We start from the raw sequence: 15,193 nt of genomic DNA on the forward strand, positions 1-15,193 counted from the left end.
GGCGTTCGAGGACGCGCCCGCAGGGCGCTCGCCGGCGCGGCCGGCACCACGACCCGCGGCGTCAGCCCGTGTTGCGCAGCCCCGCCGCCACTCCGTTGACGGTGAGCAGCAGCGCCCGCGCCAGCAGGGGGTCGGCCGCCTCGCCGCGCGCAGCCGCTTCCCGCTGGCGGTGCAGCAGCGTCACCTGGAGGTACGAGATCGGGTCCAGGTACGCGTCCCGGATGTGGAACGTCTGGCTCAGGACGGGGCTGGCGTCGAGGAGTTCCGCTTCGCCGGTGATGCGCAGGACTTCCCGCACGGTGAGGGCGTGTTCGGCCTTGATGACGTCGAAGACGTGCTTGAGCTCGTCGGGTACGAGCGTGTCGACGTAGTGCTGGGCGATGCGCAGGTCGGTCTTGGCTAGGGTCATCTCGACGTTGGAGAGGAAGTTCTGGAAGAAGTGCCAGTGTTCGTGCATTTCGTCCAGGACGGTGTCGAGTCCGGCCTCGCGGGCGGCCTTGAGTCCTGATCCGACGCCGAACCAGCCGGGGACGATCTGCCGGGACTGGGTCCAGCCGAAGACCCAGGGGATGGCGCGGAGTCCGTCGAGTCCGGCGCCGCTGTCGGGGCGGCGGGAGGGGCGGGAGCCGAGGTGGAGTTCGGCGAGCTGGTCGACGGGGGTGGCGGCGAAGAAGTAGGCGGGGAGGTCGGGGTCCTCGACGAGCTCGCGGTAGGCGTCGTGGGCGGCGTCGGAGACGGTGTCCATGGCCGCGTCCCAGCGGGCGAGGGCCTCGTCGGACTGGCGGGGTGAGGTGTGGAGGGCGGACGCCTGGAGGGTGGCGGCGACCGTGAGTTCCAGGTTCTCCCGCGCCAGGGCCGGGATGAGGTACTTGTCGGAGATGACCTCGCCCTGCTCGGTGACCTTGATCTCGCCTTCGAGGGTGCCCCAGGGCTGGGCGAGGATCGCGTCGTGGGTGGGGCCGCCGCCGCGGCCGACGGTGCCTCCGCGGCCGTGGAACAGCCTCAGGCGGACTCCGTAGCGGTGAGCGACGTCCCGCAGCCTCCGCTGGGCGCGGTGGATCTCCCACTGGCTGGTGGTGATGCCGCCGAACTTGGAGGAGTCGGAGTAGCCGAGCATGACCTCCTGGACGTCGCCGCGGAGGGCGACGAGGCGGCGGTAGGAGGGGTCGGCGAGCATCTCGTCGAGGAGGCGGTCGGCTTCCTTGAGCTCGTCGGTGGTCTCCAGGAGGGGCACGATGCCGATCTTGGCCCAGCCGGCGTGGAGGTCGACGAGGCCGGCCTCGCGGGCGAGGACGGCGGCGGCGAAGACGTCGTCGGCACCCTGGCACATGGAGATGATGTAGGACTCGACGACCTCGGGGCCGAAGCGGGTGAGGGCTTCGCGGATGGTGTCGAAGACGCCGAGGGTCTTGGCGCCGTCGGCGTCGAGCGGTGCGGGCTTGGGTGCGAGGGGCCGCCGGGAGCGGAGCTCCTTGGCGAGGAGCTTGCGGCGGTAGTCGCGGGGCATGTCGGCGTAGCGCCAGGATTCCTCGCCGAGGCGGTCGAAGAGCTGGCCGAGGGCGTGGTGGTGGGCGTCGGCGTGTTCGCGGACGTCCATGGTGGCCAGGTGGAGGCCGAAGGCGGCGAGGGTGCGGAGGGCGCGTTCGAGGCGGCCGTCGGCGATGAGGCGGCCGCGGTGGGCGCGCAGGGAGTCCTGGATCAGCTGGAGGTCGGCGAGGAGGTCGCCGGTGCCGAGGTAGTCGCGGCCGGGCTCGTGGGGGGTGTTGCGGGCGAGGCGCTCGCGGGTGTTGACGAGCTTCTGGCGGACGCAGGTGGCCTTGAGGCGGTAGGGCTCCTCGGCGTTGAGGCGCTTGTAGCGGGGGCTGATCTCGGGGAGCAGGTCGAGGTCGCGCTGGAGGGAGGTGAGGAGTTCCTCGGTGGCGCCGCTGTTGCGGATGGAGTTGGAGAGGGCGCCGCGGAGGAAGTCGACGAGTTCGAGGGCGTCGGTGATGCCGTGTTCGTGCTGGAGGATCAGCACGTCCCAGGTGACCTGGGGGGTGACGTTGGGGTTGCCGTCGCGGTCGCCGCCGATCCAGGTGCCGAAGGTGAGGGGGCGGGTGGTGGCGGGGAGGGCGACGCCGACGCGGTCGAGTTCGGCGGCGAGGTCTTCGAGGACGTCGCCGACGGCGTCGGCGTGGAGCTCGTCGAGGTAGTAGATGGCGTTGCGGGCCTCGTCGGTGGGCTCGGGGCGGGCGACGCGCAGTTCGTCGGTCTGCCAGAGCAGGTCGATGTTCTCGGCGAGGCGGAGGTCGGTGCGGCGCTTGTCGCCGGCGCCGGCGGCGGGGGTGTCGAGGAGCTCGGCGATGCGGCGGAGCTTGTTGAGGACGCTGCGGCGGGCGGCCTCGGTGGGGTGTGCGGTGAAGACGGGTCGTACGCCGAGGTGCTGGACGGTCTGCTGGAGGTGCTCGGGGTCGGCGTCCTTGAGCTGGTCGGCGGTGCGGGCGAGGATCGAGCCCTCGGCGTCGCGCTTGGCCTTCAGCTCGCGGCCGCGGTGCACCTGCTCGGTGACGTTGGCCAGGTGGAAGTAGGTGGAGAAGGCGCGGACGAGCTTGGCGGCGGTCTCCAGGTCGGTGTCGCCGAGGAGCCGGGCGGCGGCGTCGCCGTCACTGCGGGTGAGGGCGCGTACGCGCTCGACGAGGGCGAGGAGGTCGTCGCCCTCCTGGCGGACCAGGGTCTCGCCGAGGAGGTCGCCGAGGCGTCGGATGTCGGCGCGCAGGGCTGCGCTGCGCTGTGCTTCGCCTTCGTTCCCGGTGGTGGCGGGGGCGAGGGGGGTCTGGTCGGCACTGCTCACAGGTGCGGCTCCTTGCAGAGTTTCTGAGCACGTCTGGAGGGGTTGCGGACCGCGCTGTCCGACGTGCACCAGCATAGGTCGCCGCCCGACGCGCGGTTGTCCACAGCCCTCTTGCCCCGGGGCGCCGCCCTGCCATACTTACGTAGCCGTAGGTTACGGACCCGTAGCCATGCCCCGAGCCCCCTGAGGGAACTCATGACTGCAAGCCCCGACGTGATCGAAGACGCGCCGTTGGCCCAGGAAACCCCGCCGCCTTCCGCCACGCTGGGTGGTGACAGCAAGAGGTCGGTGGAGCAGCTCGCGCTGCTGTTCTTCATCACCGTCCCGTTCGTCGCCCTGCTCGCCGCCGTCCCGCTGGCCTGGGGCTGGGGGGTGAGCTGGCTGGATCTCGGCCTGATGGTCGCGATGTACTACATCGGTTGCCATGGCATCACGATCGGCTTCCACCGCTATTTCACGCATGGCGCGTTCAAGGCGAAGCGGCCGTTGCGGGTCGCTCTGGCGATCATGGGGTCGCTGGCGGTGGAGGGGCCGCTGGTGCGCTGGGTGGCGGATCATCGCCGGCACCACCGGTTCTCGGACGCGGAGGGTGATCCGCATTCGCCGTGGCGGTACGGCGAGAGCGTGCCCGCGCTGCTGAAGGGGCTGTGGTGGGCGCACGTTGCATGGATGTTCGATCAGGAGCAGACGCCGCAGCAGAAGTACGCGCCGGATCTCATCAAGGATCCGGACATTCGTCAGGTGTCCCGGCAGTTCGTGCTGTGGACGTCGGTGTCGCTGCTGATCCCGCCGCTGGTGGGCGGGCTGGTGACGTGGTCGTGGCAGGGCGCGGTGACGGCGTTCTTCTGGGGCTCCCTGGTGCGGGTGGCGCTGCTGCACCATGTGACGTGGTCGATCAATTCGATCTGTCACGCGGTCGGCAAGCGGCCGTTCAAGTCGCGCGACCGTTCGGGCAATGTGTGGTGGCTCGCGGTGCTGTCCTGCGGCGAGTCCTGGCACAACCTGCACCATGCCGATCCGACGTCGGCGCGGCACGGTGTGCTCAAGGGCCAGCTGGATTCGAGTGCGCGGATCATCCGCTGGTTCGAGAAGGCCGGCTGGGCCTATGACGTGCGGTGGCCGGATGCCGGCCGCATCGACTCCCGGAGGAAGGCGTGATGCCGCCCGGGCGTGCCCTCGGCGGTAGCTGGGGGAGGCATGATGGGCGGCGTGGCGATCGATAGCAATACCACCAGCAGCAAGAGCCGGGCCGCCGACTCGGGGGCCCGCCGCGCCCGGCGGGTGCGGATGACCGGCGCGGAGCGCCGCGAGCAGCTGCTGGACATCGGTCGCACGCTCTTCGCCGAGAAGGGCTTCGAGGGCACGTCGGTGGAGGAGATCGCGGCGAAGGCGGGGGTCTCCAAGCCGGTGGTGTACGAGCACTTCGGCGGCAAGGAGGGGCTGTACGCGGTGGTCGTGGACCGCGAGATGCGGCAGCTGCTGGACTCGGTGACGGGCGCGCTGACGGCGGGCCACCCGCGGGAGCTGCTGGAGCAGGCGGCGTTCGCCCTGCTGGACTACATCGAGACGTACACGGACGGTTTCCGGATCCTGGTCCGGGATTCGCCGGTGGCGCAGTCGACGGGCACGTTCGCCTCGCTGATCAGCGATATCGCGACGCAGGTCGAGGACATCCTGGGCCTGGAATTCAAGGCCCGCGGCTTCGACCCGAAGCTGGCGCCGCTGTATGCGCAGGCGCTGGTGGGGATGGTGGCGCTGACGGGTCAGTGGTGGCTGGATGTGCGCAAGCCGAAGAAGGCGGAGGTGGCGGCGCATCTGGTGAATCTGGCTTGGCATGGACTGGACGGGCTGGAAGCGCGGCCGCGGCTTGTTGGTCACCGGCGGGCCTGAGGGTTCGTACCTCGGGTGCGGCTCAAAGATGGCCTCAAACGCCGGCCGGGCTGGTTCTATGACAGAGCCCCGTGGCTAGCCCCGTTTCCGCGCCACCACGAAGATCCGCCGGAACGGAAACACCGTCCCGTCCGCACCCGCGAGATACGCCTCCCGCAGCCGTGCCCCATAGACGGCCAGGAACTCCTCCACCTCCCGGTCGTCCGCCAACGCGTCGAACACCGGCCGCAGCGCCGTCCCCTTCACCCAGTCGAGGACCGCGTCCTCCCCCGGCAGCACCTGGAGGTACGTCGTCTCCCAGGCGTCCACCGCCAGGCCCAGCCCGGCCAGAAGGGCCAGGTAATCGGCGGGGTCGAGGACCGGTGAGGCCCGTACCGTCTCCCCCAGGCGGTCCCGCCAGCGCGGGCTGCCGCACAGCTCGCGCAGCAGGGCATGGCTGGATGCGGCGAAGTTTCCCGGCACCTGGAAGGCGAACGTGCCGCCGGGGGCGAGGGCGTCCACCCAGCGGGTGAAGTGGTCGGTGTGGTCCGGCACCCATTGGAGTGCCGCGTTGGAGATGATCAGGTCGAACGTCTCCGCCGGCCGCCAGTCGCCGATGTCGGCGTGCGCGAAGTCGATGCTCCCGCCACCGCCGGAGGGGCCGGCGTACGCGGTGGCCTCGGCGAGCATGTCCGGGGAGTTGTCGAGTCCGGTGACGTGCGCGTCGGGCCGGCGCGCGGCGAGGAGGGCGGTGAGGTTGCCGGTGCCGCAGCCCAGGTCGACGATGCGGGCGGGCGTGCGGGGAAGCTCGGGGACGCGGGCCAGGAGATCGTGGAAGGGCCGGTTGCGGTGGCCGGAGTGGCGAAGGTACTGGTGCGGGTCCCAGGCGGGGGCGCTGTGCATGGGTGGGGCCTCCTTACGCGCGGAGCGCGCCGGGGTGTCCGATACGCGAGGGTTGCGTGCGGCGCGATCTCCAGCATCCCCGCTCATGTATCTTGACGTCAAGAGACTTCACGTCGACAGACCCTCTACACTGATCGCCATGGAGGACGAGGTCGATCGGCTTGTCGCAGCGTGGCGTCGCGAGCGCCCGGACCTCGACGTGGAACCACTCGAGGTGCTCAGCCGTGTCAGCAGACTCGCCCGCCACCTCGACCGGGCCCGGCGGCTCGCCTTCGCCGAGCATCAGCTGGAGCCGTGGGAGTTCGACGTCCTGACGTCGCTGCGCCGGGCCGGCGCGCCCTACCAGCTCTCCCCCGGCCAGCTGCTCACCCAGACGCTGGTCACCTCGGGCACGATGACCAACCGCATCGACCGGCTCGCCAAGAAGGGCCTGGTCGAGCGGCTGCCCGATCCCAGCGACCGGCGGGGCGTGCTGGTGCGGCTCACCGCCGAGGGCCGCGACCGCGCCGATGAGGCGCTGGCCGGGCTGCTGGCCCAGGAGCGCGCCATCCTCGGCGAGCTCTCCGACACCCAGCGACACCAACTGGCCGACCTGCTACGCCAGTTGACCGCCCCGTTCGACAACATTCCCGGCTAGGTCCACCGGCCCCACCCCGGCCCGGCGGGCCAGGGCCACCGCGGCGAGCGTGGAGTGCACCCCGAGCTTGCCCAGCACGTTCTGCATGTGGGTGCGGACGGTGTGCGGGGAGAGGTAGAGCCGCTCGGCGACGGCCTTGCGGCCCAGTCCGGCCACCATGCAGCGCAGCACCTCGCGCTCGCGCGGGGTGAGCGACTCCACGAGCCGTTCGCTCTCCGTGCGGTGCTTGCGCGCCGCCGTCAGCTCCCGGAGCACCCCCGTCAGCAGGGCGGGCGGCAGATGGGTCTCGTCGCGCAGCACCCCGCGGATGACGGCCAGCAGCCGGGAGAGCGAGCAGTCCTTGGCGACCCAGCCGCCGGCGCCCGCCTGGAGCGCGGCCGCGGCTCGTCTGGGGTCGTCGCGCTCGGCGAGCACCACCGTCCGTACGGCGGGCTGGCCACTGCGGACGCCGGCCACCAGCGAGATGCCGTCGACGGTGCCCTCGGACTGCCCACCGCTGTCCTGGCCCCGGAGCTGTCCCGGCACGACGTCCGGGGCCACGGTGCCCAGGTCCGCGTCGACGAGCAGGACGTCGAAGCGGCGGCCCTCGCCCGCCGCGCGCTCCAGGGCGCGCAGTGCCGCCGGCCCGCTGCCGGCCGCCGAGACGTCCACGTCGGGCTCGGCTGCGAGGGCAGCGGCGAGCGACTCGGCGAAGATGCGGTGATCGTCGACCACCAGTACCCGAATACGTGCCACAGCCACCCCCATATCCCGGAAACGGGGCAGTGCGGGTACGGCGCCCGATCGCGGGGCCGTCACGCACGCACGGCCGCCGCCGTGCCGTGATCGACCGCTCCGCCCCGGGCGTCGTACCTGCCTGTCTCGCCCCCTGATCAGCGTCGGCCCCCACCGACGCTGTGCATCAGCGTACGGCTGGGGTCCGGCATCGGAAGCCGATTAGCAAAACTGCTTGACCCGCGTGTTTATGGTGAGCTTTATGTTCAGTATTGGGGCAGTGAACGACGTGGAACGACGCGATGTTGTCCATGCCCGACTGATCCACCGGCGTCATCAGGCCGCGCGCTAGCGGGAGGCGGCCCGAAGAGCCTGGTCGGCGCGGCCCGCGCACCGGCACGCTCAGGCCACCCGGCGCGCGCCGTCGGCCGGCACCGCCGCGAAGACGGCCGGTTCGCGGTGCCCGGCCGCGGCGAAGGAGTCCCTGACGGCCCGGGTGACCGCCGCCGCGTCACCCGCCTCGGCCAGCACCACCGCCGAGCCGCCGAACCCCGCGCCGGTCATCCGGGCGCCCAGCGCACCCGCCTCGTTCGCGACTGCGACGGCCAGGTCCAGCTCGGGGCACGAGACGGCGAAGTCGTCGCGGAGGGACGCGTGCCCGGCGGTGAGGACCGGCCCGACGGCCCGCGGCCGGCCCGCCTCCAGGTGTCCGACGACCTCCCGCACGCGCGCGTTCTCGGTGACGACGTGGCGTACGAGCGCCCGTACGCCCGGATCCGGGAGGCGGCCGAGCGCGGAGTCCAGTTCCTCGTGGGGGATGTCGCGCAGTGCGCGCACGCCCAGCGCGCGGGCCCCCGCCTCGCAACCGGCGCGCCGGGCCGCGTACGCGCCGTCCGCCAGGGAGTGCTTCACCCGGGTTTCCACGACGAGCAGCCGGAGGCCCGCGCCCTCGGGGTCGAAGGGGATGTGGCGGCTGGTGAGGTCGCGGGTGTCGAGGTGGAGGGCGTGGCCCGCGAGGCAGCAGGCGGACGCGGTCTGGTCCATGATCCCGCAGGGGACGCCGACGAAGGCGTTCTCGGCGAGGCGGCAGATCCGGGCGAGCTCCGGGCGGGGCAGGTCCAGACCGTACAGGGCGTCGAGGGCGAGGGCGACGGCGCACTCCACGGCGGCCGAGGACGACAGGCCGGCGCCGGGCGGGACGTCGCTGTCGAGGTGGAGGTCCGCTCCCCCGGCCGTGTGTCCGCTCTCCCGCAGGGCCCAGAGGACGCCGGCGGGGTAGGCGGGCCGGCCCTTGGTGTGCCCGGGTGTGAGATCGACGCCGGACAGCTCCGTGGGGCCGGCCGGGTCGTCGCCGAAGTGGAGGCGGAGCCGGCCGTCGGCGCGCGGTGCCGCGGCGACGCGTACGGCGTGCGGCAGTGCGAAGGGCAGCACGAACCCCTCGTTGACGTCGGTGTACTCGCCGATGAGGTTCACCCGCCCGGGCGCCGCCCAGACGCCGTCGGGGGCGTGTCCGTAGGCGCGGGTGAAGGCGGCCGCCGTGGCGTCGGCGGTCATTCGGCGGCCCGGTGGCGGGCGAATTCCCAGGCGTCGGCGATGATGCCGGCCAGGCCCGGGCGGCTCGGCCGCCAGCCCAGGGTCTCCTCGGCCCGGCCGGCGGAGGCGACCAGGACGGCCGGGTCGCCGTCCCTGCGTCCGGCGGTGGTCTGCGGCACGGGGTGGCCGGTGACCTTGCGGGCGGTCTCGATGACCTCGTGGACGGAGAAGCCGTTGCCGTTGCCGAGGTTGCAGATCAGGTGTTCGCCGTCGCGGGCGGCGGACAGGGCGCGCAGGTGGGCCTCGGCGAGGTCGGCGACGTGGATGTAGTCGCGGACGCAGGTGCCGTCGGGGGTGGGGTAGTCGTCGCCGTAGACGGAGATCGCCGCGCGCTCGCCGAGGGCGACCTGGAGGACGAGGGGGATCAGATGGGTCTCCGGGACGTGCCGCTCGCCGTAACGGCCGTAGGCGCCCGCGACGTTGAAGTAGCGCAGCGAGACGGCGGCGAGGCCGTGGGCCGCGCATTCACCGCTGATCATGTGGTCGACGGCGAGTTTGGTGGCGCCGTAGGGGCTGGTGGGGCGGGTGGGGGCGTCCTCGGTGATCGGGACGGTGGCGCGTTCGCCGTAGGTGGCGGCGGTGGAGGAGAAGACGAGGGTGCGGACGCCGGCGTCGCGCATGGCGGCGAGGAGGTCGGCGGTGCCGCCGACGTTGTTGCGCCAGTAGGGCTCGGGGTCGGTGACGGACTGGCCGACCTGGGAGAAGGCGGCGAAGTGCAGGACGGCGTCGTAGGAGCTGTCCAGCCAGCGTTCGGCGTCCTGGACGCGGCCCTCGATGAACCGGGCGCCGTCGGGGACGGCGGCGCGGTGGCCGGTGGAGAGGTCGTCGAGCACGGTCACGGTGTGCCCGGCGGCCAGCAGGTGGGCGGCGACGACGCTGCCGATGTAGCCGGCGCCGCCCGTGACCAGGTACGTACCGCTGGTGCTGCTGCTCATTCGCTCGCTACCTCTCGCAGTCGCCGGGCCGCGGCCTCCGGCGGCACGTCGTTGATGAAGACATTCATGCCGGATTCGGAACCGGCGAGGAACTTCAGCTTGCCGGGAGCCCGTCGAATGGTGAAGACCTCCAGGTGAAGGCCGAATTCACTCCTGTGGGGGTGGTGGGTGGGGGCCTGGTGCCAGGCGGAGACGTACGGGGTGGGCGGCTCACCGGGGCCGAAGATCCGGTCGAGGCGGCGCAGGAGCTCCAGGTAGAGGCCGGGGAATTCGGCGCGGGCGGCGTCGTCGAGGGCGAGGAGGTCGGGGACGCGGCGCCGGGGGTGGAGGTGGACCTCGTAGGGCCAGTGGGCGGCGTGGGGCACGTGGGCGGTCCAGTGCGCGCCGTCGAGGACGGTGCGGGATCCGTCGGCGCGTTCGGCGGCGAGGGTGTCGTCGAAGAGGTTGCGGCCGGTGCGGCGCCGGTGGGCGGCGGCGTTGGCGAGGACGCGTTCGGTGCGGGGGGTGACGAAGGGGTAGGCGTAGATCTGGCCGTGGGGGTGGCCGAGGGTGACGCCGATCTCCTGGCCGCGGTTCTCGAAGCAGAAGACCTGGCGGACGGCGGGGAGTGCGGAGAGTTCGGCGGTGCGGTCGGTCCAGGCGGCGAGGACGAGGGCGGCGTGCTCGGGGTCGAGGTCGGCGAAGGAGGCGTCGTGGTCGGGGGTGAAGCAGACGACCTCGCAGCGGCCGGAGTCGCCGGCGAACGAGGGGAAGCGGTTCTCGAAGACGACGACGTCGTAGTCGGAGGCGGGGATCTCGGTGGGGCGGCCGTCGCGGGTGGGGCACAGGGGGCAGTCGCCGGCCGGTGGGTGGTACGTGCGGGCCTGGCGGTGCGAGGCGATGGCGACGCTGTCGCCGAGCAGGGGGTCGTGGCGGATCTCGGAGGTGGTGGTGACGGGGGCGAGGGGGCGCCGGTCGACGGTGTCGCGCACGGTGTCGTCGCGGAGGTCGTAGTAGAGCAGCTCGCGCCCGTCCGCGAGCCGGGCCGCCGTCCTCTTCACGCCGAACTCCGTTCGTAGCCGGGCCGTTTGATCGTCGCGTCTCTTGTCTACCTCTCCCCTCGCACACACCTTCACACACAACCGAACACAAGGAATCATGAGCGAACAGCGGTCGACAGTGGACACGTGAACCCCCGAGTGAGGTGATCCATGCACCGGCTGGCCGAAGAGCTGCGCCTGCCCGTCAACGGTCTCGATTACACGATCCTCGCGCTCTACTTCCTCGTCGTCCTGGGCATCGGCTGGGCGGCGCGCCGCTCGGTCCGCACCAGCCTGGACTTCTTCCTCTCGGGCCGGTCGCTGCCGGCCTGGGTCACCGGGCTGGCGTTCGTCGCGGCCAACCTCGGCGCCACCGAGATCCTGGGCATGGCGGCCAACGGCGCGCAGTACGGCGCGTACACCGTGCACTGGTACTGGATCGGCGCGATACCGGCCATGGTGTTCCTGGGGCTGGTGATGATGCCCTTCTACTACGGCTCGAAGGTGCGCTCCGTCCCGGAGTTCCTGCTGCACCGCTTCGGGCCGGCCTCGCATCTGCTGTCGTCGGTCATCTTCGCCGTGTCGTCGGTGCTGATCGCGGGCGTCAACCTCTATGCGATGGCGATCGTGCTGGAGGCGCTGCTGGGCTGGCCGCAGTGGGTGGCGGTGGTCGTCGCGGGGGTCTTCGTCCTCGCGTACATCACCCTGGGCGGCCTGTCCTCGGCGATCTACAACGAGGTGCTCCAGTTCTTCGTGATCCTCGCCGCGCTGATCCCCCTGACGGTCGTGGGCCTGCGGCGGGTCGGCGGCTGGGACGGCCTGTCCTCGTCGCTGTCGGCCGCTCATGGTGAGGATTTCCTGCGGCCCTGGGGCGGTACGGGCATCGGCGAGGCCAACGCCCTGGGCGCCAACTGGCTGACCATCACCCTGGGGCTGGGCTTCGTGATGAGTTTCGGCTATTGGACGACCAACTTCGCCGAGGTGCAGCGCGCCCTGTCGGCGAGGGACCTCGGCGCCGCCCGCCGCACCCCGCTGATCGCCGCGTTCCCCAAGCTCCTCATTCCGCTGGTGGTGGTCGTGCCCGGGCTGATCGCGCTGGTGCTGGAGCCGGGGCTGGGCCGGGCGGGCAGCGGGCTGAGCTACAACGACGCGATCCCGGTGCTGATGCGGGACCTGCTGCCGAGCGGTGTGCTGGGGCTGGCGGTGACCGGGCTGCTGGCGGCGTTCATGGCGGGGATGGCGGCGAACGTGTCGTCCTTCAACACCGTCTTCACCTACGACATCTGGGGCGCGTACGTGCGCCGGGACCGCCCGGACGCGTACTACCTGGCGACCGGCCGGTGGGTGACGGCGGCCGGTGTGCTGGCGGGCATGGGAACGGCGTTCGTCGCGGCCTCGTTCGGCAACATCATGAACTACCTCCAGACGCTGTTCTCGTTCTTCAACGTCCCGCTCTTCTGCGTCTTCGTCATCGGCATGTTCTGGAAGCGTGCGACGGCCGCGGCGGGCTTCTGGGGGCTGCTGTCGGGCACGGTCGCGGCGATGGTCAACTACTTCTGGCTGTACCGGCAGGGTGTGCTCGCGATCCCGTCCGACCAGGGCGCCAACTTCGTCTCGTCCATCGTGGCGTTCGCCGTGGGGGCCGTGGTGATGCTGGTGGTCTCGCCGCTGACCCGGCCGCGGCCGGCGGAGCGGCTGGCGGGGCTGGTGTACGGCACGCGGGCGCCCGGTGCGCAGGAGCCGCCCGCGCCCGGCGACGACGCGTGGTACCGCAGGCCGGCGCTGCTGGGCTGGGGCACGGTCGTGCTCGCCGCCGCCTGCTACGTCCCGTTCTCCCTCTGAGGTACCGGAAAGGAACGCGCCATGAGCGACGAACCGCGGGAGCACGGCGCCGCCCGGCTCTTCGACATCCGGCTGATCATCGGCGGTCTGTTCACGGTGTACGGGCTCGTCGTCGCCGGCGCCGGGGTGCTGGCCTCCGACGCCGACCTCCGCAAGGCCCAGGGCATCAACATCAACCTGTGGACGGGTCTGGGGATGCTCGCCCTGGGCGCGTTCTTCCTGCTGTGGCTCAGGCTCCGCCCGGCGGTCCCGCCGCCGCCCGGGGACTAGCCGCGGCGGCGGCCTGGGCGCCGGCCCGGTCGAGGAGGCCCGTGCGGGCCGCGAGGGCGGCCGCCTCCAGCCGGGAGCCCACGCCCAGCTTCATCAGGACGCGCTGGACGTGCGTCCGGGCGGTGCTGGGCGCTATTCCCATGCCCGCCGCGATCAGCCGGGTGTCCTCGCCCTCGGCGACCCGGACCAGCACCTCGACCTCGCGCGGGGTGAGCAGCTGGAGCAGCCGGGCGCCCTCGTCGTCCGGCTGGGCGGCCGGGTTGAGGAGCTCGGTGAAGGCGCCTTGCAGCAGCTGCGGGTCGACGGCGGCCTCGCCGGCGCGGGCCTTCATCATGGCGCGCTCGACGCCCTCGATGCGTTCGTTGTGCCGTACGTAGCCGGAGGCGCCGGCGGCGAAGGCGGCGGCGATGCCCAGTGGGCTCGGCACGGGGCCGAGCACGACGACGGCGACCTGCGGGCGCTCCCGCTTGATCCGTACGACCGGGTCGAAGGCGCCCGGTTCGGCGGGTGTCGCGGTGCCCAGCAGGCACACCTCGGGTGCGCGGCTCACCACCAGGTCGGCCGCTCCCGCGCTCGGCGCGGCGGCGGCCAGCACGCGGTGCCCGCGCAGCTTCAGTGCCGAGGCGAGCGCCTCGGCCAGCAGTCGGTGGTCGTCGACCACCATGAGCCGCACGCCCATGCGCTTGCCCCCTGTCGCCCCGCGTACGTCTCTTCCCCGGCCCTCTTGCCCCCGGAAGCTACACGCTTGTTCGACGTCGCGCGCCCCTTACCGGTGAGAAGTCCCCCGGAATGCCGAAATCCCTGCCAATCACGTGTACTTCGAGACTGAAACGGATCGTTCAGGCACGGAGGCGTGGAAGGCAGGGATACGGACGTCATTGTGCCGCATCGTGCGGCAACCGGTCGGAAACCGCTACCGCGGCGACGCGAGGACCGGCGCGGGCGCCGGTCCTCGCGTCAACCGCGGGCGTCAGCGGGGGTCAGCTTCCGCCGTAGATCTGGAGCGTGTACTGCTTGCCCAGACCGGCGGTGGTGACCTTGCGGACGTAGTTGGTGCCCAGGAAGAGGTGACCCTGGGCCCAGACGCCCTGCTGGTAGTCGGGCGAGAGCTCGCGCTCGGCCTGCGCCGTGTCGTCGGCGTTCTTCAGCAGCACATCGGCCTTGTACGTCTTGGGGTCGATGCGCAGCACCTGGCCGCCCCAGCGGAAGGTGGGGTTCTGGTAGGCGATGGGGTAGCCGTCCTTGTCCACGCCGAGCGGCACGAGCTCGGCGCCGGGGGTGCCGTCCGTCTTGCCCTTGGTCTGGCCGGTGTTCAGGTCGAAGGCGACGATCTCGTTGACGCGGCCGCCGTCGCCGCCGGTGGGGTGCGCCTCGGTCGGCAGGTAGAGCGTGTCCTTGGTGATGGACATCTTGGTGCAGCCCTCGACCTCGGTGGAGGGGCACTTGGGCTCGTACTTGCCGTTGCCCGCGGAGATCTTGGTGCGGAGCTTGCCCTCCTTGCCGCTGTCGTCGACGACGAGGAAGTCGGAGGCGCCGTTGCCGGTGGTGGAACCGGCGGAGACGGCGATGACCAGCGGGTCGGTGGAGGCGATGTGCGGGTAGTTCAGCCCGGACGGCACCTTGTACGTGGACTTCACGGCGCCCGAGCCGGGGTCGACGGTCTGCACGGTGACCTGGGGCCGCTCGTAGTCGCCGCAGCGGCGGACGGCGACGAGCTTGGCGCCGCCGGCGTAACCGGCGTCCTTGCAGTTGGAGCTGGACTCCTTGGGCTTCCACAGCTCCTTGCCGTCGGCGAGGGACCAGGCGGCGCCGCCGGTGGTGCCGCCCGCGGCGACGGTGCCGCCGCCGATGGTGACCTCGTAGAAGGAGACGTCGCGGTCACCGGCCTGGGCGGACTTCTGCCAGAGCTTGGTGCCCTTGTTCACGTCGAAGGCGACGACCTGGGTGCAGGGGCCGCCGTACTTCTTCTCCTCGCTGGGCTTGCCGTCGCTGACGAGGACCACGGCCTTGCCGTCCTCGGTGGCCTTGGGGTTGGACCAGCAGATGGCGCCGTCGAGCGGGAGCTCCCACTTCTTGCCGCCGCTCAGGCCGTAGCCGACGATCTTGTAGGCGTCGGCCTTGGCGACGGCCTGGTCGGTGACCCACATGCCCTTGGCGCTGACGAGGTCGTCGACCTTCTCCTGCTCGACCTCGAAGAGCAGCTTGCCGTCGACGGTCTTGGGCTTGGTGCCCTTGCCGCCGCCCTGCTCGCCGTTCTGCTTGCCGCCGGTGCCGCCCTGGCTGGTGCCCGCGGAGGAGACGTTCGGATCGTCGTCGTCGCCGCCCGAGGTGGCGAACCAGATGCCGCCGCCGACGACCAGCACGAGCGCGACCGCGGCGCTGATGATGACCGCCATGCGCTTCTTGGCGCCGCCGCCCGCGGGGGCGCCGGGGGCGCCCGGGTACTGGCCGGCGGGCGGATAGGCGCCGAACTGGGGCTGGGTGGGCGCGCCGTAGCCCTGCGGGCCCTGACCGGGCTGGCCGGGCTGACCGGGTCCGCCCGGGTAGCCGTAGCCGCCGGGCTGCGGGGCCTGGCCGACGC

At 71.9% G+C, this 15,193-nt stretch carries 13 protein-coding genes; 5 read left to right on the forward strand and 8 right to left on the reverse strand.

The window, feature by feature from the left end:
* Positions 1 to 61: 61 nt before the first annotated feature.
* The gene (gene ppc / locus J7E86_RS24735) at positions 62 to 2,830 is read right to left on the reverse strand and encodes a phosphoenolpyruvate carboxylase (protein WP_374223855.1); all 2,769 of its coding nucleotides are present in this window, start codon (positions 2,828 to 2,830) and stop codon (positions 62 to 64) included.
* A gap of 195 nt (positions 2,831 to 3,025) precedes the next feature.
* On the opposite strand from ppc, the gene J7E86_RS24740 reads away from it, so the two are divergent.
* Positions 3,026 to 3,988: a fatty acid desaturase gene (locus tag J7E86_RS24740; RefSeq protein WP_215084346.1), complete on the forward strand. Its 963-nt coding sequence runs from the start codon at positions 3,026 to 3,028 to the stop codon at positions 3,986 to 3,988.
* 42 nt (positions 3,989 to 4,030) lie between these two features.
* Entirely contained in the window at positions 4,031 to 4,720 is a 690-nt protein-coding gene (locus J7E86_RS24745) for a TetR/AcrR family transcriptional regulator (RefSeq protein WP_215084347.1), read from the forward strand.
* Between the two features lie 75 nt (positions 4,721 to 4,795).
* Here J7E86_RS24745 and J7E86_RS24750 read toward each other — a convergent pair whose 3' ends face one another.
* Positions 4,796 to 5,602, reverse strand: a complete 807-nt coding sequence (locus tag J7E86_RS24750) for a trans-aconitate 2-methyltransferase (protein WP_215084348.1) — start codon at positions 5,600 to 5,602, stop codon at positions 4,796 to 4,798.
* Between the two features lie 139 nt (positions 5,603 to 5,741).
* Here J7E86_RS24750 and J7E86_RS24755 point away from each other — a divergent pair, with 139 nt between their 5' ends.
* On the forward strand, positions 5,742 to 6,239 hold the full coding sequence (locus J7E86_RS24755) for a MarR family winged helix-turn-helix transcriptional regulator (RefSeq protein WP_215084349.1): 498 nt from the start codon (positions 5,742 to 5,744) through the stop codon (positions 6,237 to 6,239).
* Here the strand turns inward: J7E86_RS24755 and J7E86_RS24760 are convergent.
* The 4 genes from J7E86_RS24760 to galT all read right to left on the reverse strand — a co-directional run bounded on the left by J7E86_RS24760 (position 6,198) and on the right by galT (position 10,521).
* A complete protein-coding gene (locus J7E86_RS24760) occupies positions 6,198 to 6,974 on the reverse strand; it encodes a response regulator transcription factor (RefSeq protein ID WP_215084351.1) in 777 nt (258 codons plus the stop codon). The two genes, J7E86_RS24755 and J7E86_RS24760, sit on opposite strands and share 42 nt — an antisense overlap.
* Before the next feature lie 381 nt (positions 6,975 to 7,355).
* A complete protein-coding gene (galK, locus tag J7E86_RS24765) occupies positions 7,356 to 8,507 on the reverse strand; it encodes a galactokinase (RefSeq protein WP_215084353.1) in 1,152 nt (383 codons plus the stop codon).
* A complete protein-coding gene (gene galE, locus J7E86_RS24770; protein ID WP_215084355.1) occupies positions 8,504 to 9,481 on the reverse strand; it encodes a UDP-glucose 4-epimerase GalE in 978 nt (325 codons plus the stop codon). The genes galK and galE overlap by 4 nt, the downstream gene beginning before the upstream one ends.
* Positions 9,478 to 10,521: a galactose-1-phosphate uridylyltransferase gene (gene galT / locus J7E86_RS24775; protein WP_215084357.1), complete on the reverse strand. Its 1,044-nt coding sequence runs from the start codon at positions 10,519 to 10,521 to the stop codon at positions 9,478 to 9,480. Before galT ends, galE begins: the two co-directional genes overlap by 4 nt.
* A gap of 150 nt (positions 10,522 to 10,671) precedes the next feature.
* Between galT and J7E86_RS24780 the strand changes: the two genes are divergently transcribed.
* Positions 10,672 to 12,342: a sodium:solute symporter family protein gene (locus J7E86_RS24780; RefSeq protein ID WP_215084359.1), complete on the forward strand. Its 1,671-nt coding sequence runs from the start codon at positions 10,672 to 10,674 to the stop codon at positions 12,340 to 12,342.
* Positions 12,343 to 12,363: 21 nt separating this feature from the next.
* Complete coding sequence (locus J7E86_RS24785) at positions 12,364 to 12,612, forward strand: hypothetical protein (RefSeq protein WP_215084361.1); 249 nt, start codon at positions 12,364 to 12,366, stop codon at positions 12,610 to 12,612.
* On the opposite strand, the gene J7E86_RS24790 is transcribed toward J7E86_RS24785, so the two are convergent.
* Both J7E86_RS24790 and J7E86_RS24795 read right to left on the reverse strand, forming a co-directional pair.
* Complete coding sequence (locus J7E86_RS24790) at positions 12,572 to 13,291, reverse strand: response regulator transcription factor (protein WP_215084363.1); 720 nt, start codon at positions 13,289 to 13,291, stop codon at positions 12,572 to 12,574. The genes J7E86_RS24785 and J7E86_RS24790 overlap by 41 nt on opposite strands.
* Positions 13,292 to 13,592: 301 nt before the next feature.
* The coding region (locus J7E86_RS24795) for a PQQ-binding-like beta-propeller repeat protein (protein WP_215084365.1) at positions 13,593 to 15,193 on the reverse strand (1,601 nt) is incomplete at its 5' end.

Origin of the sequence: Streptomyces sp. ISL-11, assembly GCF_018614525.1 — a bacterium.
Classification (GTDB): Bacteria; Actinomycetota; Actinomycetes; order Streptomycetales; family Streptomycetaceae; genus Streptomyces.

Bases quoted from the DNA above. Each gene is read 5' to 3' on its own strand.
- J7E86_RS24750 (WP_215084348.1), bottom strand. From the start codon at position 5,602: ATGCACAGCGCCCCCGCCTGGGACCCGCACCAGTACCTTCGCCACTCC.
- galK (WP_215084353.1), bottom strand. From the start codon at position 8,507: ATGACCGCCGACGCCACGGCGGCCGCCTTCACCCGCGCCTACGGACAC.
- J7E86_RS24745 (WP_215084347.1), top strand. From the start codon at position 4,031: ATGGGCGGCGTGGCGATCGATAGCAATACCACCAGCAGCAAGAGCCGG.
- J7E86_RS24790 (WP_215084363.1), bottom strand. From the start codon at position 13,291: ATGGGCGTGCGGCTCATGGTGGTCGACGACCACCGACTGCTGGCCGAG.
- J7E86_RS24785 (WP_215084361.1), top strand. From the start codon at position 12,364: ATGAGCGACGAACCGCGGGAGCACGGCGCCGCCCGGCTCTTCGACATC.
- J7E86_RS24740 (WP_215084346.1), top strand. From the start codon at position 3,026: ATGACTGCAAGCCCCGACGTGATCGAAGACGCGCCGTTGGCCCAGGAA.
- J7E86_RS24755 (WP_215084349.1), top strand. From the start codon at position 5,742: ATGGAGGACGAGGTCGATCGGCTTGTCGCAGCGTGGCGTCGCGAGCGC.
- J7E86_RS24780 (WP_215084359.1), top strand. From the start codon at position 10,672: ATGCACCGGCTGGCCGAAGAGCTGCGCCTGCCCGTCAACGGTCTCGAT.
- galE (WP_215084355.1), bottom strand. From the start codon at position 9,481: ATGAGCAGCAGCACCAGCGGTACGTACCTGGTCACGGGCGGCGCCGGC.